The sequence below is a fragment of the Actinomyces slackii genome (genome assembly GCF_900637295.1).
Lineage (GTDB): Bacteria > Actinomycetota > Actinomycetes > Actinomycetales > Actinomycetaceae > Actinomyces > Actinomyces slackii.
Genome location: NZ_LR134363.1, coordinates 553702 through 574609, shown reverse-complemented (window position 1 = coordinate 574609; position 20908 = coordinate 553702). Strand labels below are relative to the sequence as shown.

At 69.5% G+C, this 20908-nt stretch carries 18 protein-coding genes, 1 tRNA gene and 1 other RNA gene; 12 read left to right on the top strand and 8 right to left on the bottom strand.

Annotated features, from left to right (window positions below; all coding sequences use genetic code 11):
* Positions 1 to 76: 76 nt before the first annotated feature.
* Positions 77 to 1669 carry a S8 family peptidase gene (locus EL266_RS02350; protein ID WP_026427104.1) on the bottom strand — a complete coding sequence of 531 codons (1593 nt, stop codon included), beginning with the start codon at positions 1667 to 1669 and terminating at the stop codon, positions 77 to 79.
* A gap of 540 nt (positions 1670 to 2209) precedes the next feature.
* On the opposite strand from EL266_RS02350, the gene EL266_RS02345 reads away from it, so the two are divergent.
* Entirely contained in the window at positions 2210 to 2881 is a 672-nt protein-coding gene (locus EL266_RS02345; RefSeq protein WP_026427105.1) for a hypothetical protein, read from the top strand.
* Here the strand turns inward: EL266_RS02345 and EL266_RS02340 are convergent.
* The 3 genes from EL266_RS02340 to EL266_RS02330 all read right to left on the bottom strand — a co-directional run bounded on the left by EL266_RS02340 (position 2878) and on the right by EL266_RS02330 (position 5566).
* Entirely contained in the window at positions 2878 to 4209 is a 1332-nt protein-coding gene (locus EL266_RS02340; RefSeq protein WP_026427106.1) for a hypothetical protein, read from the bottom strand. The genes EL266_RS02345 and EL266_RS02340 overlap by 4 nt on opposite strands.
* Positions 4210 to 4289: 80 nt before the next feature.
* On the bottom strand, positions 4290 to 5027 hold the full coding sequence (locus EL266_RS02335) for a glutamine amidotransferase-related protein (protein WP_026427107.1): 738 nt from the start codon (positions 5025 to 5027) through the stop codon (positions 4290 to 4292).
* Positions 5028 to 5128: 101 nt separating this feature from the next.
* Positions 5129 to 5566: a DUF4190 domain-containing protein gene (locus EL266_RS02330; protein ID WP_126412094.1), complete on the bottom strand. Its 438-nt coding sequence runs from the start codon at positions 5564 to 5566 to the stop codon at positions 5129 to 5131.
* A 230-nt stretch (positions 5567 to 5796) separates the two neighbouring features.
* On the opposite strand from EL266_RS02330, the gene EL266_RS02325 reads away from it, so the two are divergent.
* Positions 5797 to 7185 carry a uracil-xanthine permease family protein gene (locus EL266_RS02325; RefSeq protein WP_026427108.1) on the top strand — a complete coding sequence of 463 codons (1389 nt, stop codon included), beginning with the start codon at positions 5797 to 5799 and terminating at the stop codon, positions 7183 to 7185.
* 189 nt (positions 7186 to 7374) lie between these two features.
* Here the strand turns inward: EL266_RS02325 and EL266_RS02320 are convergent, their stop codons facing one another.
* The gene (locus EL266_RS02320) at positions 7375 to 7989 is read right to left on the bottom strand and encodes a LytR C-terminal domain-containing protein (protein ID WP_034514959.1); all 615 of its coding nucleotides are present in this window, start codon (positions 7987 to 7989) and stop codon (positions 7375 to 7377) included.
* A gap of 83 nt (positions 7990 to 8072) precedes the next feature.
* A complete protein-coding gene (locus EL266_RS02315; protein ID WP_026427110.1) occupies positions 8073 to 8417 on the bottom strand; it encodes a hypothetical protein in 345 nt (114 codons plus the stop codon).
* 775 nt (positions 8418 to 9192) lie between these two features.
* Here EL266_RS02315 and EL266_RS02310 point away from each other — a divergent pair.
* The 4 genes from EL266_RS02310 (at position 9193) to EL266_RS02295 (ending at position 11748) form a co-directional block, all read left to right on the top strand.
* A complete protein-coding gene (locus tag EL266_RS02310; RefSeq protein ID WP_197719261.1) occupies positions 9193 to 9480 on the top strand; it encodes a hypothetical protein in 288 nt (95 codons plus the stop codon).
* A gap of 134 nt (positions 9481 to 9614) precedes the next feature.
* Positions 9615 to 10037 (top strand): hypothetical protein, encoded by a 423-nt coding sequence (locus EL266_RS02305; protein WP_034514960.1) that lies wholly within the window; start codon positions 9615 to 9617, stop codon positions 10035 to 10037.
* Positions 10038 to 10142: 105 nt separating this feature from the next.
* On the top strand, positions 10143 to 11024 hold the full coding sequence (locus tag EL266_RS02300; protein ID WP_026427112.1) for a hypothetical protein: 882 nt from the start codon (positions 10143 to 10145) through the stop codon (positions 11022 to 11024).
* 259 nt (positions 11025 to 11283) lie between these two features.
* Positions 11284 to 11748 (top strand): hypothetical protein, encoded by a 465-nt coding sequence (locus EL266_RS02295; RefSeq protein WP_051281233.1) that lies wholly within the window; start codon positions 11284 to 11286, stop codon positions 11746 to 11748.
* A gap of 66 nt (positions 11749 to 11814) precedes the next feature.
* On the opposite strand, the gene EL266_RS02290 is transcribed toward EL266_RS02295, so the two are convergent.
* Positions 11815 to 12288, bottom strand: a complete 474-nt coding sequence (locus EL266_RS02290; protein WP_026427113.1) for a septum formation family protein — start codon at positions 12286 to 12288, stop codon at positions 11815 to 11817.
* A gap of 104 nt (positions 12289 to 12392) precedes the next feature.
* Positions 12393 to 12487, bottom strand: an RNA gene (ffs, locus tag EL266_RS02285) — signal recognition particle sRNA small type.
* A 474-nt stretch (positions 12488 to 12961) separates the two neighbouring features.
* Here ffs and EL266_RS02280 point away from each other — a divergent pair.
* The 6 genes from EL266_RS02280 to EL266_RS02255 all read left to right on the top strand — a co-directional run bounded on the left by EL266_RS02280 (position 12962) and on the right by EL266_RS02255 (position 20650).
* Positions 12962 to 13046 (top strand) — tRNA-Ser (locus EL266_RS02280).
* A gap of 255 nt (positions 13047 to 13301) precedes the next feature.
* Complete coding sequence (locus EL266_RS02275) at positions 13302 to 14867, top strand: SLC13 family permease (RefSeq protein WP_026427114.1); 1566 nt, start codon at positions 13302 to 13304, stop codon at positions 14865 to 14867.
* A 94-nt stretch (positions 14868 to 14961) separates the two neighbouring features.
* Positions 14962 to 18225, top strand: coding sequence for a DNA polymerase III subunit gamma and tau (locus EL266_RS13845; protein ID WP_034514961.1), 3264 nt, complete (start codon positions 14962 to 14964; stop codon positions 18223 to 18225).
* Between the two features lies 1 nt (position 18226).
* Positions 18227 to 18829 (top strand): recombination mediator RecR, encoded by a 603-nt coding sequence (recR, locus tag EL266_RS02265; RefSeq protein ID WP_026427116.1) that lies wholly within the window; start codon positions 18227 to 18229, stop codon positions 18827 to 18829.
* 96 nt (positions 18830 to 18925) lie between these two features.
* Entirely contained in the window at positions 18926 to 19585 is a 660-nt protein-coding gene (locus EL266_RS02260) for a hypothetical protein (protein WP_126412092.1), read from the top strand.
* A gap of 381 nt (positions 19586 to 19966) precedes the next feature.
* Complete coding sequence (locus tag EL266_RS02255; RefSeq protein ID WP_232012088.1) at positions 19967 to 20650, top strand: hypothetical protein; 684 nt, start codon at positions 19967 to 19969, stop codon at positions 20648 to 20650.
* Positions 20651 to 20908 lie beyond the last annotated feature (258 nt).

Sequence of the window (20908 nt, the reverse complement as noted above, 5' to 3'; positions counted from 1 at the left end):
GACGACGAGCGGCGGCCGCCGGGCGGCCCTGCTGGGCCGGCTCCGGCAGCCGCCTCACGGTGGGCCTCAGCGGGGCTCACTCCTCGTCGGTGGTGATGCGGTTCCACAGGTCCTTGATGGTCTCGCGCAGTCCCGGCTTGCTGGCGTCGTCACTGGGCTCCTCGGTGGCCTGGCCGTCACCGGGGGCGGGGACCTGATCCGAGGCGACCTGCTCCACCGCGGCCTTGGCGTTGATGATGCCGGCGCCGCAGGCGTCCCGGTCGCAGGAGTGCATCGTCTGGGAGGTGGAGGTCAGGGTCTCGGTGATCTGCTCGACGGTGAGATCGGGCTTGATGCTCAGCATGAGGGCGACCACGCCCGCCACATGCGGGGAGGCCTGGCTGGTGCCCTGCATGAACGTATAGGCGGGCTCGCCGGAGGAGGGGTGCCGGAACAGGGACAGGACGCCGTCGTCGGTGGTGAGATCACCCCCGGGGGCGGTGACGTCAACGGTGCTGCCGTAGTTGGAGTAGACGGCACGGTCGCCCGAGGCATTGGAGGCCCCCACGGTGATGACGTTCTCGCAGCCGGCGGGGCTCACGAAGCCGGCATCCTGGTCCTCATTGCCGGCGGCGGCCACGATGATCGATCCGCGGGCCACGGCCTCATCGATCGTGCGCTGGAAGTAGACGGGGCAGATATTGGGGCCGCCCAGGCTCAGGTTGATGACTTGGGCGGGGTTCTCGTTGTCGGGGACGCCGTTGACGCTGCCGCCCGAGGCCCAAGTGATGGCGTCGATGATGTCCGCCCCGCCACCGCAACGGCCCAGTGCCCTGACCGGGACGATCTTGGCATCGGGGGCCACTCCGGCCATGCCGGTGCCATTGTTCGTCGAGGCCGCGATGATCCCGGCCACATGCGAGCCGTGCCAGCTGGAATCCGTCGCCTCATTGTCATTGCCGCACTCTCCGGCCTGGACGGCGTCGCCCATATCGGTGGGGTCGGCATCCCGGCCGTCGTTGTCCCCGCCGGCCCAGGGGTCGGACAGGAAGTCATAGCCGGGCAGGAGCTGGCTGCTGATATCGGGGTGGTCGGGCAGGATCCCCGAGTCGATCACGGCGACAGTGACATCCTTGCCGGTGGACTTGCCCCAGGCCTCCACCACATTGAGGCCCCGCTGGTCGGAGGTCAGGGCCCACTGCTTGTCGAAGTACTCGTCATTGGGCGGGCTGGCGCTGGTGCTCAGCGCCGTCATCGTCACCTCGGGCTCGGCGGCCTCGATCGAGTCATAGGACAGCAGGGCCTGGATGAAGGCCTGGGCCTTCTCCGAGGGAAGCACCTCACTGAGCCTGACGGCGGTCAGGCCCCCCGCATGGGCGGTGGCCGCCTTGACCGACACCGAGGCCTGCTCGGCCGCGGTCTTGATGGCGTCCTGATCCTCCTGGGGCAGGGAGCTGATGATATCCACGCCGTAGTTCTCCACCGAGGAGACGAGTTTGGCGGCCTCGGAGTCCTTGGCCCAGGTGATGACGAATCGGTCCGAGGCGGGGGTGGTGACTGTGGCGGTAGGGGTCGGCGTCGAGTCCTGCGCGGATGAGCCTCCTGAGGAGCAGGCGCCCAGGGCCGCGGTCAGGGTCACTGCGCATATGACGGCGAGAAGAGCGGGGAGTCGGCGGGAAGCGGTTGGCATCGGATCGTCCTTGGTCGGCAAGGTTCCTGTGGGGGAAGCCCCGCGGATGCGGGGCGCAATGAGTCTGACACAGGGCGCCGGGCCGCGGTGCGCCGCCGATGGGCAGGATTGCCCGCAGCTGCCGTGGATCGCCTCACTGCTCGCCCGTGTCCACGGCGCGTGGATGCCTGGTGAGAACTGGGATTGAGAGCATCGCCGGTACCGCGTGGCCAGGGTCCTGGACGGGGTGATCGGGGCGTGTGGCGAGCTCCCCATCGAGGGGCGGATCGGATCTGGCGGATCGGGGCCGCGGGCGCCGGGGCAGGCCCGCCCCGCGGGCATGATCCTCTAGGCTCGCGCCATGACGAGCTCACAGTGGCGCGGACGCACCAGCGGCGTCGGTCCGCAGCACCGGCAGCGGATGACCGGGCTGGGCCTGAGTGGCCGTGGCGGTCAGGGCTGCCAGTGCTGCCAGTGCTGTCGGGGCAATCGGCGCGGTCGCAGCGGCCACAGCGGTCGCAGCGGCTATCCGGTGCCCACCACGGATGGGCCGGAGACGCCGTGAGCGGCGGCAGCGATACCGGCGATGCCGGTGATACGCAGCGCCCGGACCTTGAGGAGCTGCCGGCCTGGTTGGCGGAGGTCGTCGTCCTGGCCGAGCACGCCCGGGCCATCCTGCGTCGCCAGGTGGCGCCGATCATCGGCGGCTGCCTGGTGCTGGTGGTCGCGGGGTGGGCCGGTCTTCCCGCGCTGCCCTGGGCGGCAGGGGGCATGGCGCTCGCCGCCGGCCTGATCGGGATGAGGAATGCGCGGGCCCCTCAGGGCGCAGACCTGCGCGCGGGTGCGTGGAGCGGCATTGTCCTGCTGGTCCTGGACATGGTTGTCACGCCCTGGGGGCTGGGCCTCCTGGCCGGCCTGCACCTCGGTGGCGGGCAGCGGCCCCTCCTCCACGCTGCGACCTGCACGGTGATCGCCTCAGCCGTGGGGACGGCGGGTCTACTCGCCCGCCTGGTGGGCCCCAGCGGCTCCTCCCGGCGCGCAGGTCTCGGCGCCTGGGAGCGCACCGTGCCATGGGTGGTGGTGCTGGCGCTGGGGGCGGCCCTGGTCTGGCTCCTGACGGCCCGCCTGTCCTGGTGGTGGGTGGGCGCTATTGCCCTGGGCTCGGAGGCGGGCACCCTCCTCACGCTGCGCGCAGGTGCCCGGGCCGAGTCCCGGCCCGCTGAGGCGGCCTAAACCACCCGCTGCCATCCTGCCGGTGGGATGGGAAGCGCCGGGTTGAACCAGTCCTGTGCCGAGCGATGCAGAGGAGCCAGGGCGCCCGCCAGGGCCAGGCCGGAGCCCAGCAGGGCAGATACCCAGGCCAATCGCAGGTCGGAGACCTGCACATGGGGACTGAGGCCCACGGTCAGCAGGAGCAGGTTGTGCCCCAGCGGGATCATGCACAGCAGGACGGTGAGGGTGACCGCCGTTCGCCTGGCGCGCCGGGTGCGCAGCAGATAGATCGCGGTGCACCCCAGAGCGGTGGCGACCAGGAACTCCAGTACGCCGACGTACACCGGCAAGCCTTCGAAATCGAGGAATGGGACATTCCAGACCCAGAGAAAGGTGCGATGTTTTTCACTTCCGCTCGCTGCCTCTAGGACGGCGAGAAAGGTTTCCATGGGCACAAAGCTCATGAACAGGGATAGGTGGAACAGGACCGCGCTGATCGCCACCGTGATGCTCCATGGACAGTGTTCAGGATGTCGGGCGTTGGTGCGCAGAGAGATGATCGCCGCGATAGCACAAATGGATATGAAGACACATGTGAGGATGATTTCGAGAATTGGAGGTACGGGATCGTCGACTATCTGGTCGAAAACTGGATCTATGAAGATTCCCGTGACTGTCAGGTGCAGTACCGCCACATACGCTCCTGTGACGCGGCGCCGCAGAGTCTGGGCAAGGCCGAGCAGCAGGAGGACGAGCGTACTACTGATCAGGAACATTGGGATGAACACGAGGCTCGTCCAGTTCAGGTCGTCAAGCAGGCCGTCGTATCGAAGGTTGACGGTGATCTTGATGATCCAGATGAGCAGGGCGAATGCCGAGGCAGCCAGGGCGGCAAGGTCCCAGCGGCTCCACGGTCGGCGCTGGAGGGCTCGGGTGGCGAGTTGTCCAGCAACGGGAGGAGCAAGAGCGGCAGAGGTCTCCCCGGGTGGCGCCATGGGGCCTGCCTGGTGGGGCGCCGAGACGGGAATGAGCCTGGTCGGCGGAGCGGCTGAGTGGGCCAGGTGGGCGCTGTAGGGGGAGGGTGGGGGATGCGCCGCGGAGAAGGCTGCATAGGGCCCGTCGACGGCGTAGGCGCTGGTCGTGCGAGCGGCGGTCGGCGTTGCAGGGCCCCAGGGCGGTACCCCCACCGGAGCCTGCATGGTCGGGATGCCCGGCTCCGGCGGGCCAGCGGGAAGATCAGCGGATTCGGCGTCGGCCTGACCGCTGACCGGCACCAAACCGTAGGCCCCCCGCCGATAGCCGGGGCGACCCGACTCCTGGGGGCCGTGGTAACCCGGCGTCGTCGTCATGGCTCCCATCCTCTCCCACCGCCCCGAATGATTCCGGCATAACGGGAGTCGACGGCGGTGCGCCCGGCCCGCGCCCTGCCTCAGTCGCGGGCGAAGTGCGACACGAAATTGCGAATGATCTGCCCCGCGGCGTGAGGCTCCTCGGACCGTGCCTTGGACAGGATGTCCTCGTTCATATCCGGGTCCCCGTAGCCGGCCTCGTCATAGATGCCCACGCGCTGGGCGAAGCGCTCAGCATCCAGCTCCGGATTGAACTGGGTGCCGTAGACCTTGGTGCCCACGCGCAGCATCTGCACCGGGCAGTCGGGCGAGGAGGCCAGCAGGGTGGCGTGCGCAGGGACCTCGCCCACACCCTCGTCATGGCCGACGAACACCGTGAAGGCCTGCGCCAGGCCCTGGAGCAGCGGATCCTGCCGGCCATCGGCGGTCAGGAAGATATCCGCTGAGCCGAGCTCCTCGCCGAACTCCGCGCTGGCGGGCGTTCCCAGGTAGCCGGCGAGCACCTGCAGCCCGAATCCCGTGGCCAGCAAGGGCACCCCCTCCTTGAGGACCACGGCGAGCAGGTCGCTGACCTGCTCCTCCACGCGCACCTGGCTGCGGGTCTTGGCCGCATCCGGAGTGGTGGTGTTGAAGGGGCTCCCGCCGATGAAGATGCCGGAGACATCGCTGGCGGTGAAGGCGTTGAGAACGTCGATCTCCTCGAGCTGCAGGTGCTTCAGCGTCGAGGGGCTCAGGCCGCTCTGCGTGAGGAAGGACTCGTACTCGTCCTGCGCCGCCTCCAGCTCGGGGCGCGTGGATACCATGATGAAGGGCTTCACAGGGCCAACTCTACGGGCACTGGCGGGGCCCATGGGGCCGATCCCGGGCAGCCCGCCGCCGCACGGGGGGCCGAGCACTGCCAGAGGCGATCCAGCGGTCCTTAGGACACCAGGGCGAGGATGCCCAAGAACCACAGGAATGCCACGGAGGTGGCTGTTCCCACCACCACCGCCAGCCAGGCCATTGCCTCGCCGGAGGCCCGGGAGCGCCGCAGACGATGCAGCGCCCACGCGCCAAAGCCGGCGGCGACCAGTCCTATCCCGGGGAGGAAGCTGAGCAGGGCGAAGACCAGGGCCGCGAAGGCCACGGGGTCGGTCCGCGGCTGTGGTGACTGGTAGCCAGGAGTGGCGAAGACCTCGACGGGATTGACCTGGTCCGTGCCGGGGAAGACGAAGCCCTCGGGAAGGCCCGCGGTGGCGCCCCCGAGGGCGGGCGGGACGGGAGCGACTGGCTGAGCCGGGGCGGCCGGCGCGGAAGGGTACTGGGCGCGGGCAGCCTGAGCGCCGGGCGCGTACGGTCCGGGAGGCACTGTGCTCATGGGGTCATGATGCCGGTTGCGCGCCGTCGTCGTCTGCTTTCCAGGGTCACCGGTGGGCCGTGGTCACGCGACCCGTCCCGGGGCGGGATGCTCGGTGGCTGGTGGGCCACTATGCTGAAGTCCCGGCAGGTCCTGCCGGATCCTGCCGTGCTCGCGCGTCGAGTCCGCGGCCCCACGGCCCAGGTGGTCCGACGTCGAGCACCAGCTGCTCGACACGAAAAGAGACCGCCGTGTCCCCATCGTCCTCATCGTCTCGCCTTGGCTGGAGTCTTCACGGGGATGGCCGATCCATCGCCCCCGGGGAGGTCGTCGGCCCCTCGGAGCGCCTGACATGGCCGCGCACCGTGGGCATCGGCGTCCAGCACGTCGTCGCCATGTTCGGCGCGACCTTCCTGGTGCCCCTGCTCACCGGATTCGATCCCGCCACCACGCTCTTCTTCACCGGAGTGGGCACGCTCCTGTTCCTGGGGATCACCAGCGGTCGCCTGCCCAGCTACCTGGGCTCCTCCTTCGCCCTGATCGCCCCCATCGGGGCCGTGACCGGCTATGTGGCCGACGGCGGAGGGCCCCTCGACCCGGCCAAGGCCTCCCTGGCTCAGGGCGGGGTGGTCTCCGCCGGCCTGGCGCTGGTGCTGGTCGGCGCGATCGTGCACGTGGCGGGGGCGGCCTGGATCGACCGGCTCATGCCGCCCATCGTCACCGGGGCGATCGTCTCCCTCATCGGCTTCAACCTGGCGCCCTCGGCCTGGAACAACGTCAAGCAGGCGCCGGTGACGGCGGTGGTGACGATCGCCTCGATCGTGGTCATCACCGTGCTGTTCAAGGGGATCATCGGCCGCCTGGCCATTCTCATCGGCGTGCTCATCGGCTACGCCACGGCGGTGGTGCGCGGGGAGGTGGACTTCTCGGCGATCTCCTCGGCCCCGTGGCTGGGGGCTCCGGAGTTCCGCGCACCGTCCTTCGACGTCTCCCTGCTGGGGCTGTTCGTCCCGGTGGTGCTGGTGCTGGTGGCCGAGAACATCGGGCACGTGAAGTCGGTGGCGGCCATGACCGGGGAGAACCTCGATGGGGTGACTGGCCGCGCTCTGGTGGCCGACGGCCTGTCCACGGCCCTGGCGGGAGCCGGGGGAGGCTCGGGAACCACCACCTACGCGGAGAACATCGGGGTCATGGCGGCCACGCGCGTCTACTCCACGGCCGCCTACGTGGTGGCGGCCCTCACCGCTCTGGGCCTGTCACTGCTGCCGAAGTTCGGCGAGGTCATCGCCACCATCCCGCCCGGGGTGCTCGGCGGGGCGGCCACGGTGCTCTACGGGATGATCGGCATGCTGGGCGTTCGCATCTGGGTGCAGAACCGCGTGGACTTCTCCGACCCGGTCAACCTCAACACGGCGGCCGTGTCCATGGTGGTGGCCATCGCCAACTACACGCTGGTGGCCGGCTCGGTGACCTTCGAGGGGATCGCCCTGGGGTCGGTGGCGGCGATCGCCATCTACCACCTCATGCGCTGGATCTCGCGGGTGCGCGGCACCAACCTGGAGCAGGCCTCGCCGGCCTCGGCTCCGGCCGGCACGGAGCTGGAGGGCCCCGCCTACTCCTCGCGCGCGGCGCAGCACTGAGGCCGGTGGCTGGTGCCGGTGGCCCCGCCGCCGTCGTCTCTTGCCGCCGCCCCCGGCCGTCGTTCCTTGCCGCGAGGTAGACATTTTCCGCCGAGATAGACGACGAATGCGTCTATCTCGGCGGAAAATGTCTACCTCGGCGCGCGCAGGGGCGTGGGGAGCGCGCGCAGGGGTGCAGGGAAGACGAGATCAGCTCTTCTTCGTGGCGGCTGGGGAGGGGACCACGCAGTTCGCCGGGGCGGAGATGGCCTGGCCGCCGCCGGTGATGGGCTCGATCTCCTCGGCGGACAGCACCGTGTGGCCGTACTTGTTGCCCAGGACCACCGAGACGCTGGTGTCCTCAGCATCCAGGGTGGGGTCGAGCTGCACGACGGCGTCTTTGAAGACCTGGGCCAGGGAGTAGGCGTTGGTCAGCCCAGCGGGCGAGGACATGATCTGTACGCCGCCCTCATAGGTGCCCTGCGGCCAGTCCGCGGCATTGGCGACGCTCAGGCCGGCGTCAGTCAGGGCCTCCTCGACGGTGCCCGCCAGGCCCACGGTCTCCGAGCCGTTGTAGACATTGATGGTCAGGTCCGTCAGAGCCACCGTGGTGGCGCCCTCCGGGGGGCAGGGCGGCGGGGTGTAGGCCTGAGTGACCTCCGAGCTGGAGAAGCCCGGCCCCTTGATCGGAATCACGCCTGTCCACACCAGCATGCTGAGGGTCACCAGTCCGACCATGATCGCGGCGATCGAGCCGATGACAGTGGTCTGACGGCGCAGGGCGCGGCGCCGGTACTCAGTGCGTGGATCTGCAGGCGTGCTCACACACCCAGACTAGTGGACGACGCCGTCAGGCGGGTTCCTCCCCGGATGACCAGGCGAGCGCTGTGGCCCGGTCCACGCATGGGTCAGGACTCGGGCAGGGGAGGAGCCGGGGCGAGGTGGGGCACGCCGTCGTCGTTGATCTCCAGGATGCGGGCGTGGATGGCGGTACGGCCCTGGAGGGCGGCGCGAAGGGCTCGGTGCAGGCCGGTCTCCAGGTAGAGCTGGCCGCGGTAGGACACCACATGCGCGAACAGATCGCCGTAGAAGGTGGAGTCGTCGTCGAGCAGGCTGCGCAGGTCGAGGGTGGCGCGGGTGGTGGTCAGGTCGGCCAGGCGGACCTGGCGGGGCGCGATCACCGCCCACTCGCGCTGAGTGGTCACCCCATGCTCCGGGTACGGAGCCGTCTCGCGCACTGCCTTGAAGATCACTCGACCATCTTAGGGCGAGTCCGGGCATCCGGCTCGCACGCACGCGGTGGTGCAGTCCCCAGAACCGCCCTGGCCGTGTCGGCGCGGCCGTGGGCCCCCGGGGCAGGTCTCGCTGTCTCGCAGTCCTCTCGGCCGGGGCGTCGAGCTGGAGCCCAGCGCCTAGTACCATTGCGGACGTGACTTCGCGTTGACGACGTGACTTTGCGTCAATCGCCCCTGTGCGGAGCTCAGTGGGATGACGCGAACCCTCGTCGTCGACGCGAACCCTCGTCTCCGCCTCCCGTCCCTGGGCGACGCGCCGGGGGCATCCCAGCCCAAGGCCGGAGCCCCGGCAGCCCTTGTCCGACAGGGGTGCCTGGTGGGACGTCTTTGAGTGGGTTGAAGTCGCCGGATGGCGTGACATTAAATTCCGACCGCGTTCCTATGAGTTTTAAGGCTTCTTGGATTGACTCGGATGGCGTGCTCAGAGATGCACCATTCACCGACTTCTGAACTGAAAGACCGATGCGCCGTGAGTCCACGAAATTTATCTGCCGAGGAGGCTTGGGGGAGAGCCGAGCGACTCTTGTCGGACTGGTTGAGGGGCGAGGGTGCTGATAGCCTTGAGATCACCATTTATGGGCTTAGTTTGGCTCAGAATGTTACTACTTGGTTCCGCTTCGATTCCGAGTCGCGTAGCATGCGGTTGCCTCGCGAGCCCGGATTCGCGGTCGCACATCTTCGGCGTGCTCAGGCGTTGCCCGGGTGGGGTGCGTGGACGTGGGCGCATCTGTGGATGGCTGCTGATGAGGGAATTCTGCACGGCGAATATGATTGGATGAGGGAGCCGGTCCTGCTTTTTGACTACAGCGACGCGGATTGTGCAGTAGAACTGGATCGCTATCCCCGGGATCCGGAAAACATTCCGGAATGGATGGCGGCAGGGGTGGCTGCCTTTGAGAAGCGTGAGGCGAGGAACGCTCGTCGGCGCGAGCGGTATCGTGAGCGCAAGGAGCAGAAGGCTCAGGAGACCGAGGCGCAGAATGATCACGCGGACACCGCGGGATCCAGCGTCGAGGAATAACCGGAGAGTGGGTGGCGGATCCCGCGGGATGCGGCCTTGAGAAAAGGGTCACGTCTCCCGCCGTGGCCCCCTGCCCTGCAGGCCGATAGGATCAATTCGGCTTGATAGACAGGCTTGAGAGGAGAGGATCAAGCATGAGTGACTGGTCATTCGAGGCGCAGATGATGGCGGTGGACAACCTCCAGACCCGCCTCGCCGAGTTCATGCGCACCGCGAGCCTTGCACAGGTCATCATCGAGGTCGAAAGCGTCGGCAAGCGCGCCGCCGCGCGCACCCAGGCCAAGCGACCCGGCCAGGACTGGGAGCTCAACACCGTTCCCGGGGACCTCATCCAGGACTCCGTGCGCCTGCGCGCGCCCATGGCTCGGCCCGGCGGCGGCACCTGGACCTACGCCTCCCTGACAATGAGCAGCGAGGACTACCGGCTCATCACCGACTTCGACTACGACCGCCAGCCCAACCTCGACCCGCCCGTGGGCCCGCAGGACTGCGCCGACGAGCTGAGCCTCTTCCCCCGAGACCCCCGCGCCACACCCGACTGGATGACCGCCCGCTGACCCTGCGCAACCCCCCGCCTCACGCCACCGGCTGGAGCCGGGGGTCGCTCTGGTGCGCGCAGCGCACAGCACGCCAATCACGCGCCCTTAGGAACGACGGATCACATGACCCAGCACACCCCCGGCCAGTACGGCATGCAGCCCGAGTCCAACGCCCCCATTGAAGGTACTCCCAGTGGAGATGCCCTCTCTGCGCAGCACACCACCTCAGAGAGCATCGGAACCACGCCCTACTCGCCCTACTACGGCTCGCCCTACGGCGCCATGCCCCCTGCGCCGGGCGCCGCCCCGGCCTACCCTCCCGCCTACGGCGGCTACCACCCGCAGGCCCTCAACCAGCCCCGCGTTGGAGATGCCTGGAAGTGGTCCTGGGCGCATGTCAAGGCGCGTCCTCTCATGCTCGCGGCGTTCCCCTTCATTGCTTTCCTCCCTGTGCTCGTCTTCGCGATCCCCTCCGCAACACTCGACTCCATCCTCTACTCGATGAACAGCCCCAGCCAGGATGTTGTGTGGCCGCATGTCGCCATGGCGATCTGCGGCATTCTATGCTTTTTCTACCTGCTTCTAGGGGCCTTTCACTTCTTCCTTAAAATCGCCAGGGGCCAGGATGCTCGCCTCAGGGATCTCTTCGTCGCCCCCAATGCTCTGCACGGCATGATCGCCATGGTCGTGACCGGAGTCATCACCTACGTCGGCTCCGTCTTCCTCATCTTCGGGCTTATCGCTCAGTACTTCTTCCTCCTCACCGGTCTCATCGCCGTCGACCAGCAATGCCACGCCTTCGCGGCCATCAAACGATCGTGCTCGCTTATGGCCAAGGGAGGCAATAACATTGTCTTCTTCCTGACCTTCATCGCCATGGTTTACGCAGGTCTCCTCACCGCCGTCGGATGGATCATTCTGGCCCCTATGGGCGTGCTCATGAACGCCTACCTCTACCTGCGCCTCAGCGGCCAAGATGTCGCCGCGGCCGGTGGGCAGCGCTGAGGCGCAGCCCGCAGAGACCGCCCCAACGTCACCTCCAGGGACTCTCCCCAGGGGAGAACTCCCCGCCATCGGCGCAGCCTCTCCGAGAAGAGACTGCCGGACGCCGCCCTGCGCCACCGCCGGCATCCCATGGGCGGCGATGAGACGGCATCGCGCTCCACGTAACAGTCCGGTAACGTGAGCGATGATGCTCCGCTCCCTAGCGGAGGCGCCCGATCTGCCCATGCCCTCACCCGCCCCCACGGAAAGGACGGCAACCATGATGACCAGCGAGCAGAGCTGCCACGAGCAGAGCGTCGAGGCCTGCGCCGCCCTCGACGCCTTCTCCCAGCACTGCGCGCAGTGGCTCCGCACCACAGGTGATGATGAGCTCGTCATCGAGATCGACGCCCTCGGGGCCCGCCACACCACCGCCAGCCGAGCACTGCGCAGAACCGGCCTGCGACGTCGACTCACCTGGGTCGAGGACGGCGTCAGCGCCCGACTCATCGCCGAGGCGCTCGCACTGCGCGACGTCATGGCCACCCCCTCACGGGGCGCCTGGACCGTCGCCTACCTGTCCATGAGCACCAGACAGGGCGAGCTCATCACCGACTTCGACTACGACCGTCAACCGCACCTGACCCCGCCCCACACCCGCGCCGACATCATCGAGGAGCTGCGCCGCCACCCCCGCCGGCCCGCCTTCACCCCGGACTGGCTGCGCGAGACGACGTCGTCCTGACCGCCCCCACGACAACGGCGCGGCACCCGAAGGTGCCGCGCCGAACTCGCCGATGGGGTCAGGAGGTCACTTCGCGCTGTCCTTGGCCGAGGCCGTCAACTCGGACTCATCCAGAGTCGACAGCACGCAGGTCACCTTGCGGTCGCCCGCATCCCAGGTGTCCTGGCTGGGGGAGAGGTAAGTGGCGACGTACTCCGTCTCGGTGACGGGAGCACCCACATACTCCTCGAACCCAGAGCCGAAGCAGGCGTCCTCGGCCTCCGTCTCGACCTCGGTCGCCGAGGGCAGCGAGTCGCCGCTCAGCTCGACCTCGGCGTAGACCTCGTAGAGATGGGGCTCGGAGCAGTCGACCACCTGGACCTGGCCGACCTGGTTGTCTGAGCCGGTGACATCGCCGTCAAGGCTCTTGATGCAGTCGCCCACGGCGAGATCCACCGAGTGCGTCCCGCCGATCAGCGACTGAACAACTGAGCACCCCGACACCGACAGGGCCAGGGCTGCGATCATGGGAAGGGTAAGGACATGCTTGAGGGTTCGCATGGACGGATGCTAGCCCCACTGTTGTCATTCTCCACAACCACTGGGCTGCGGCGGCCGCCTGCGACGTCGAGACCGGCAGCGCCGGCAGTCCCGGCAGCTCCGGCACTGAGGACCCCTCGCGCACCCGCCAGAGCCTGCTTACCCTTGCTACCTTCCGGTCCTGGGGGATTCACTGGATGACGCCGCACGAGGGGCCGCGTGAGAGTGTACCCGACTCAGGCGCCCACCTCGACCAGGTGCCCGACGGAGCGCTCAGGGCGGAGTGCTCGCGGCGGTGCGCCCGCGGCGGTGCACTCGCGGCGGCGTCGGACGTGCCTTTGCGTACCGGACCAGGGTTCGCGTCATCGAACTGGGGGTAGCACAGGGGTGATTGACGCGAAGTCACGTCGTATACGCAAACCCACGTCCGCCGCGGCCCGCCCCCCGGCCCGCCGCGGCCCGCCCCCCGGCCCGCCCCAGCCCGCCCTGCCTGCCCGGGCCCGCCCCTGCCTGCCCGGGCCCGCCCCAGCCCGCCCTGCCCGCCCCAGCCCGCCCTGCCCGCCGCGGCCCGCCCCGGCCTGCCCCGGCCTGCCCCGGCCGCGTGAGCGATGCCACCGCCCGCGGCTGGCCCCCGCCCCGGTGTCTCCGATATATTCCTTACCTGTTGCACGCGGCCGCGCCGCGTGGAGCGCCTGGAGGATTCGCCTAGTGGCCTATGGCGCACGCTTGGAAAGCGTGTTGGGTGCAAGCCCTCGGGGGTTCGAATCCCCCATCCTCCGCCGCCGAGCCTCGCAACCACCGAGGCTCTGGGGCTCCTGGTCACGACGCCGTCAGACCCGGCCATGCAGGAGCCGCCCGAGGGCCGATACGGGGTGGAACACCGACACGTCCGACCTAAGCCCTCCCCCGCGCCATGCCTCTCAAGAAGACAGGGAGGCCGCGAGCGCGTACCGTGCTTAGATCCCACGACGCCGCCTCTTCGCCGCGTCGTGGGTCTGCTCATTGATCATGCCGATGACGTCGTGAGGACCATCATGAGTACACCCGTGACCCACCCGTCCACCAGCCAAGCAGCAGGCCAGCAGGCCACACCCCCCTCGCCAGGCACGCGCCGCAGGCAGGCCATCGGAGGCGGCCTCGGCGTCGTCCTGGCCATCGCCGCGTATGTGGCCATGCCGGATGACGCACTGAGCACGGTCCTGGCCGCCGATCCAGAGGCGGCCGGCACCGTCACCGAGCATGGGCTGCGCCTGACCGCGGCCGTGGCCATCCTCATGGGCGCCTGGTGGATGAGCGAGGCCATCCCGCTGGCCGCCACCGCCCTCGTGCCGTTGGTCATCTTCCCCATCGCCAACGTCTCCAGCCTCGAGGACACCGCCAAGCCCTACGCCTCAGGCACCATCTTCCTCTTCATGGGCGGCTTCATGCTCGCCCTGGCCATGCAGCGCTGGAACCTCCACCGCCGCATCGCCCTGCTCACCGTCACGGCCCTGGGCGTCAGGCCCAAGAGCCTTGTCCTGGGCTTCATGCTCGCCACCGGCTTCCTGTCGATGTGGGTGTCCAACACGGCGACCGCCGTCATGATGCTGCCCATCGGCACCTCGATCCTCATCCTGACCGGCCAGATGGAGCAGGCCTCCGGCCAGGGGAGATCCGGCCGGACCCGCTTCGCCACCGGGCTCATGCTCGGCATCGCCTATGCCGCCTCCATCGGGTCCCTGGGGACGATCATCGGAACCCCGCCCAACACCCTCCTCATCGCCCACCTCCGGGAGACCTACGGCATCGGCATCGGATTCGGCCAGTGGATGGTCATGGGCGTGCCGCTGGCCGTCGTCTTCCTCCTCATCGCCTGGTGGCTGCTGACCAGCGTCCTGTTCCGGCCCGAGATCGATGAGATCCCCGGCGGCAAGGAGATCATCCGCGACGAGCTGCGCGCCATGGGGCCGCTGACCTCCGGGGAGGCATGCGTGGCGGTGGTGTTCGTGACCGCCGCGCTGTCCTGGGCGCTCATCCCCACCCTGTGGCCCGACTCCCCGCTGAGCGACAACGTCATCGCGGTCCTCGTGGCCCTTGTGCTGTTCGCCGTGCCCGCCCCGGGGCAGAAAGGCACGCGCCTGCTCGACTGGGAGTCCGCCAAGGACCTGCCCTGGGATGTCCTGCTGCTGTTCGGCGGCGGCCTGGCGCTGTCCGCCCAGTTCTCCTCCCAGGGCCTGAGCGTGTGGATCGGGGAGTCCGCCAAGGGGCTCGGCGTCCTGCCGGTCGTCCTCCTCGTGGCGGCGGTGACATGCCTGGTCATCTTCCTGACCGAGCTGACCTCCAACACCGCCACCGCGGCCGCCTTCCTGCCGATCATCGGCGGGATCGCCGTCGGCCTGGGGATCGACCCCCTCCTGCTGGTGGTGCCGGTCGCGCTCGCGGCCACCTGCGCCTTCATGCTCCCCGTGGCCACCCCGCCCAATGCGATCGCCTACGGCTCGGGGTACGTGGACATGAAGGACATGATCAAGGCCGGGATGTGGCTCAACATCATCGGGCTCATCCTCATCACGATCACCGTCCTGGGCCTGGGGGTCCCCGTGCTGGGGATCGAGCTCTGAGCGGCGGGAGCGGCCGGGGCGGCGGCAGCGGCGGGGCGAGCGCCGTCCCGTGCCGCCGTCGCGCCGTGTCAACCCGGCCGCATAGAGTCTGACCGTGACCACCGCCCTGTACCGCCGCTACCGCCCCGACACCTTCCAGGACGTCATCGGGCAGGAGCACGTGACCGCCCCGCTCATGGCGGCGCTGCGCGCCGAGCGCGTGACCCACGCCTACCTCTTCTCCGGCCCGCGCGGCTGCGGCAAGACCACCAGCGCGCGCATCCTGGCCCGCTGCCTCAACTGCGCCCAGGCCCCCACCGACACCCCCTGCGGCCAGTGCCCCTCCTGCAGGAATCTGGCCACCGGCGGGCCGGGCAGCCTGGACGTCGTCGAGATCGACGCCGCCAGCCACAACGGGGTCGACGACGCCCGCGACCTGCGCGAGCGCGCCGCCTTCGCCCCTGCCCGGGATCGCTACAAGATCTTCATCCTCGACGAGGCCCACATGGTCACCGCCCAGGGATTCAACGCCCTGCTCAAGCTCGTCGAGGAGCCGCCGGCGCATGTGAAGTTCATCTTCGCCACCACTGAGCCGGAGAAGGTCATCGGCACCATCCGCTCACGCACCCACCACTACCCCTTCCGCCTTGTCCCGCCCGACACCCTGGAGGGCTACCTGGGGCACCTGTGCGGCGCCGAGGGCGTGAGCGCCGGGCCCGGCGTCTTCCCCCTGGTGGTGCGCGCCGGCGGGGGCAGCGTGCGCGACACCCTGTCCGTCATGGACCAGCTCATCGGCGGGGCGGTCGACGGCGCCGTTGACTACCAGCGCGCCGTCGCCCTGCTGGGCTACACGGACACGACCATGCTCGACCAGTGCGTGGATGCCATCGCCGCCGGCGATGGCGCCGGGGTCTTCCGTGTGGTGGACCGCGTGGTCACCTCCGGGCATGATCCGCGCCGCTTCGTCGAGGACCTCCTCCAGCGCCTGCGCGACCTGCTGGTCATCGCCCTGGCCGGGTCCCAGGCCGGTCCCGCCCTGGGATCCCTGCCCGACGACGAGCTGACCCGCATGGACCTCCAGGCCCGCACCATGGGTGCCGCTGTCCTGTCGCGCGCCGCGGATACGACGGCGCAGGCCCTGACCGCCATGGTGGGAGCCACCTCGCCCCGCCTCCAGCTCGAGCTCCTCGTGGCCCGGCTCGTCATCCCCGCCCAGCCCCGGGGCGAGGCCCAGGCGCCTGCGGCACCGGTGGGGTCGGCGGGGTCTGCGGGGCCGGCGCAGCAGGGCGGCCAGGTCGCGCCGGCCGCCTCCGCCGGGGCGGGATCGGGCAGGGCGGTCGCTGGGACCACTGCGCCGGCCTCCCGACCAGGCGAGACGCCGGCCGGGCCCGGTGGGGCCAGCGGGTCCGATGGACCCGCGGCCGGGGCGGGCTCGCCTGTCGTCGTGGACTGGGAGGGGACGGGAGCCTCGGCGCCCGCCTCCCCGAGCCCCGAGCCCACCCAGGCTCGCGCCGCCGCTCAGGCCCCGCAGGCCGCCCCGCAGGCCGTCTCCGCGCCCCCCGCCGTCGAGGACTCCGGGGCTGCGGACGGGGAGCGCCCGCAGCCGGGGGTGCCCAGCAGCCCCCCAGCGGCCGCGCAGGGGCCCGGTGCGGCCGAGGCGGAGATGATCCGCACCCGCTGGGAGGAGGTGCTGGAGGCGGCCAAGCGCTCCCGGCGCGCCACCTGGGCCCTCGTGGGGCCGAACTCGCGCCCCGGCACCCTGACGGCCGGCGTCTTCACGCTCCTATTCAACGCGCCGGGCCTGGTGGGTGCCTTTGAGAATGGCGGGCACGGCCCGATCTTCTCCGCCGCCATCCACCAGGCCCTGGGGCTGCGGGTGGAGGTCCACGCCATCCTTGCCGGCCCCGACGGTCCAGGCGGCCCCGGCGGGCCCGGCGGTGGGGCGCCTGATCCATCGGTTCCCTCCGGCCCGGGCGGACAGGCCGACTGGGCCGCTCCGGTCGCGCCCGCCTCCGCGGGGGACGTCGGCGGCTGGGAGCGCAGCGCGAGCCCAGGAGGAGGCGCCTTGGGCCCCCAGGCCCTCGACCAGGGCAGTGCGAGCGGCGTCGAGCCCGATCCGCGGGCGTCGGCTGCGGCCCTGGGCCCTGAGCCCGAGGAGGAGCCGGGTGAGCCCACGGCTGCGGAGGAGCCTGAGCCAGTGTGGGATGAGGCGGTGCCGCCCGAGCCCCTTGCCGACGTCGAGGTGCCGGCCAGTGAGCCTGCCAACGAGCCTGCCAACGAGCCTGCCAACGAGCTGGCCAATCAGTCGGCCTATGAGGAGGCGGAGTCCTGGACGCCCGGCCCGGGGACCACCGTGCCCTGGGCCGGCGAGTCCGCGATCGAGCAGGACTGGGCGGTGGGGCCGGCTGCGGGCCGGGGGATGCCGCAGGCACAGGCCGCCCCTGGATCGGAGCCCTCCGAGGAGATCGGGGCCGAGCCGCAGGGCCAGAGTGATCGGCCCGAGCCTGCCACGGCGACGCCGGTCGCCGATGATGCCGCGCCCGGTGATCAGGCGGCTGATATCAGCGTTCCCCCCGTTGAGGACCCGGCCCCCGCCGATGACGGCTGGGGGCCGGTCGCCGTTCCCGGCGGTCAGGCGACCCCGGATGCCGCCGGGTCCGTGGAGGCGGATGGGGGCTCCGGTCCGGCGTCTGTCGACGATGACGGCTGGGGGCCGGTCGCCGTTCCCGGTGGTCAGGCGACCCCGGATGCTGCCGAGTCCGTGGAGGCGGATGGGGGCTCCGGTCCGGCGCTTGCCGACGATGACGGCTGGGGGCCGGTCGCCGTTCCCGGCGGTCAGGCATCCCCGGCTGCCGTCGAGCCTGCGGAGGCGCCTGAGGATTCCGGGGCTGGGGAGAGGGACGGTGCCCAGGTTCCAGCGGCCTCTCCCGAGCCCGAGGCGCCCCTGGCGACCGTCCACCGCCTGCGCGCGCTGCCGCCAATGCCCGAGCCTCAGCCGCAGCAGGCCGCGCCGCAGCGGCCGGGGCTGACGCCTGTCAGCTGGGACGGCCCTGCCTTCTCCGACGGCGTCCCCCTGCCCGAAGAGCCCGGGGACCCGGATGGGCCCGCCGGCCCCGAGCCCGCCTCCCCGGGCATAGCGGCCCCCAGCCCCGACGCCGCCACCTGGACACCCACGGGCGTTCCCGGCTCCAAGCTCGCCGCCGCCATGGCCGCCGCCCGCGCCGCAGCCGAGGCCACCGAGTTCTCCCTGGAGGAGGACACCCCCAGCGAGGATGACGAGGACGCCGAGGACGCGGGGGTCGTCGGCCTGGAGGTGGTCAAGCGGATCCTGGGGGCCACCGTCATCGAGGAGGTCACCGTGACCCAGGAGGGACACTGAGATGCCCGCGATCTACGAGGGAGCGGTCCAGGACCTCATCGACGAGTTCGGCGAGTTGCCGGGCATCGGACCCAAGTCGGCCCAGCGCATGGCCTTCCATGTCCTGTCCGCCGATACGGCCGCCGTCGAGCGGCTCATCGAGGCGCTGCGCGCGGTCAAGGCCAAGGTCAGGTTCTGCGAGACCTGCGGCAATATCGCTGAGGCCCCCCAATGCGGTATCTGCCTGGACCCGCGCCGCGACAGCCGGGTGATCTGCGTGGTCGAGGAGCCCAAGGATGTCGTCGCCATCGAGCGCACCCGGGAGTACCGGGGCCTCTATCACGTGCTCGGCGGGGCGATCGACCCCATCAACGGGGTGGGTCCCGATGACCTGCGCATGCGCGAGCTCTTCGCCCGCGTCGCCGGGGTGGAGGAGATCATCCTGGCCACCGACCCCGACGTCGTCGGCGAGGCCACGGCCGCCTACCTCACCCGCATGCTGCGCTCCATGGAGGTGCCGGTCTCCCGGCTGGCCTCCGGGCTGCCGGTGGGCAGTGACCTGGAGTACGCCGATGAGGTGACCCTGGGCCGAGCCTTCGAGGGCCGGCGCCGGGTGGAGGACTGAGCGCGCCGCTGACTGATGGGTCCAGCAGCCCATGGACGCTCCGCGGCTTCTCCGTGACCATTGGATCCACCGTCCCTCCTGTCCTCGGAGAAGCAGATGAATGCTCGTGCTGCCGTAGAACTGTCGTTGCGGGCGCTGTGCGCCACCGCCCTGGGCCTGGTGGCCGCCTGTTCGGGCGGAGCGAGCGGTACAGACATTCCCAGCTATCAGGCGAGCGCCTCGTCGGGAGCGCCGGAGTCGGCGTCCCCGACGGCCACAGGCACCGCCTCGGCAACGGCCTCGCCACTGGCCGTCGAATCCGTGTCCACGGAGAAGTACACGCTGGTGACCGCCCCCAAGGGCCTGGCGCGCATGGAGGCGAGCATGCTGGAGGGCTTCGTCGCCGCAGACAAGCTCACCTGGGATCTCTGGTTCGAGAGGCCCGGCGTTGACAAGGCCGAGGAGGCGGCCTCCGGCACTGCCCTTGAGGAGATCAAGGAGGACTATGCGCAGTGGGAGGGCATCACCCTGGAGGGGAATGTTCGCGTGGCCATCGATCGGGTCGAGATCACCCGTTCCGACGGCCTGCCCGCCGGAGAGGTCTCCTACTGCGTCGACCAGTCGGGGCTGACCGTCCGCGACGCCTCCGGCAAGGACGTCAGCGAGTCAAAGGGACTGGACGGGCGATTCGGCTATATCGCGACCCTGGAGTTCCAGGACGGAACCTGGAAGATCATCTCTGTTGAATACGTCTCCCTCAATGAATGCGCGGTGTGAGTGATGAGAAGAAGAATCGGCGCCCTTGGCGTCATCATATGCTCCCTGACCTCTCTGGCTCTGGGCCTGACCGCCTCAACGGCGAGCGGTGGGCCGGGGGACTCCGGGAAAAATCCCTCGCCGCGCTCGGGGGGCAGCGTTTCGGCCGGTCCGTCGGGGTCTCAGAGCCTTCAGGTGCACGTGTCAACAACATACTCCACCAGCGGCGGTGGCGGAGGGTCGTCGAGCACGACCGTCTCCGGGGAGGACATCAGCGGCTGGGTGCATCCGGTGTGCTGGTACGAGCCTGTATGGACGGGGGAGGAGCTGGCGAAATACATGGATCGCGGTGATGTTCATAAAGACGAGAGAAGATTTGGTGAGACGGGCCACTATCAACGCATGAAGGAAAGGTACTCGGATTACAAGAAATATGCGACGGACGGCGAGGGGAACTGGCACGACGTTCATTGTAGTTCTGAGTACATGCCCGAAGGCTCGGAACTTGATGAGTTCTTCGCCTATTCCGATGAGTACAGGAAGAGCCATCCGGCAATCTATGTCCCCGCCGGCTCGGCCCCTCCTGCTCCGGAGATCCCGGCCACTGTGCTGGCGCGGGTCGCGTGGAACTCAGTGACCATCCCGGCGCCGAGCGTGGACTACAACCCCAAGATGTCCCTGAGTGGGGTGGCGGAGGGGGCCACCATCGTGGGCTATGACACCTGGGTGTGGGCCTCGGGGGAGACTCCGACGACTGTGACGGTGACGGCCACGGCGGGCAGCGCCTCGGCGACGATCACGGCCTCTGCCAGCGGGATGAGGCTCTCGGCGCCGGACTCCACGGTGTCGTGCCGGGGATTCGGGGTCGCGTGGAGCCCGGACTCCTCCTCAACGGACTGCTCCATCATGTTCACCCGCTCCTCGGCGCACCTGGGCGGGACCACCCCGCTGACCACCTCGATCACCTACTCGGCGACCTGGACCTCCACCACCGGGGAGAGCGGCGACCTTGGCGGAGTCACCACGACCTCGACCACCCAGATCCCGGTTGCCGAGGTCCAGACCCTCAACACCTCCGACGACTGACCGCTGCCTCTCCCGCTGTGCTGGCTGCGGCGAGGGGCCCAAGCGACCGATTTGGAGGGCATTGGCCTCGTCCAACATCTAGTATGAAAAAGTACTATGCGTCGACCTGCGGGCCTGCGACAACGCTGTGGTGTGCCCGCGCTTAATCCCCTCCAAATCGGTCTCCGGGTTATCCACAGCCCTTCTCGCGAGTGGCGGTCGCCCGTAGAGCCATTCCATCATTAAGTTATGTTTGCTATTGATGGAGAACTCGTAAAC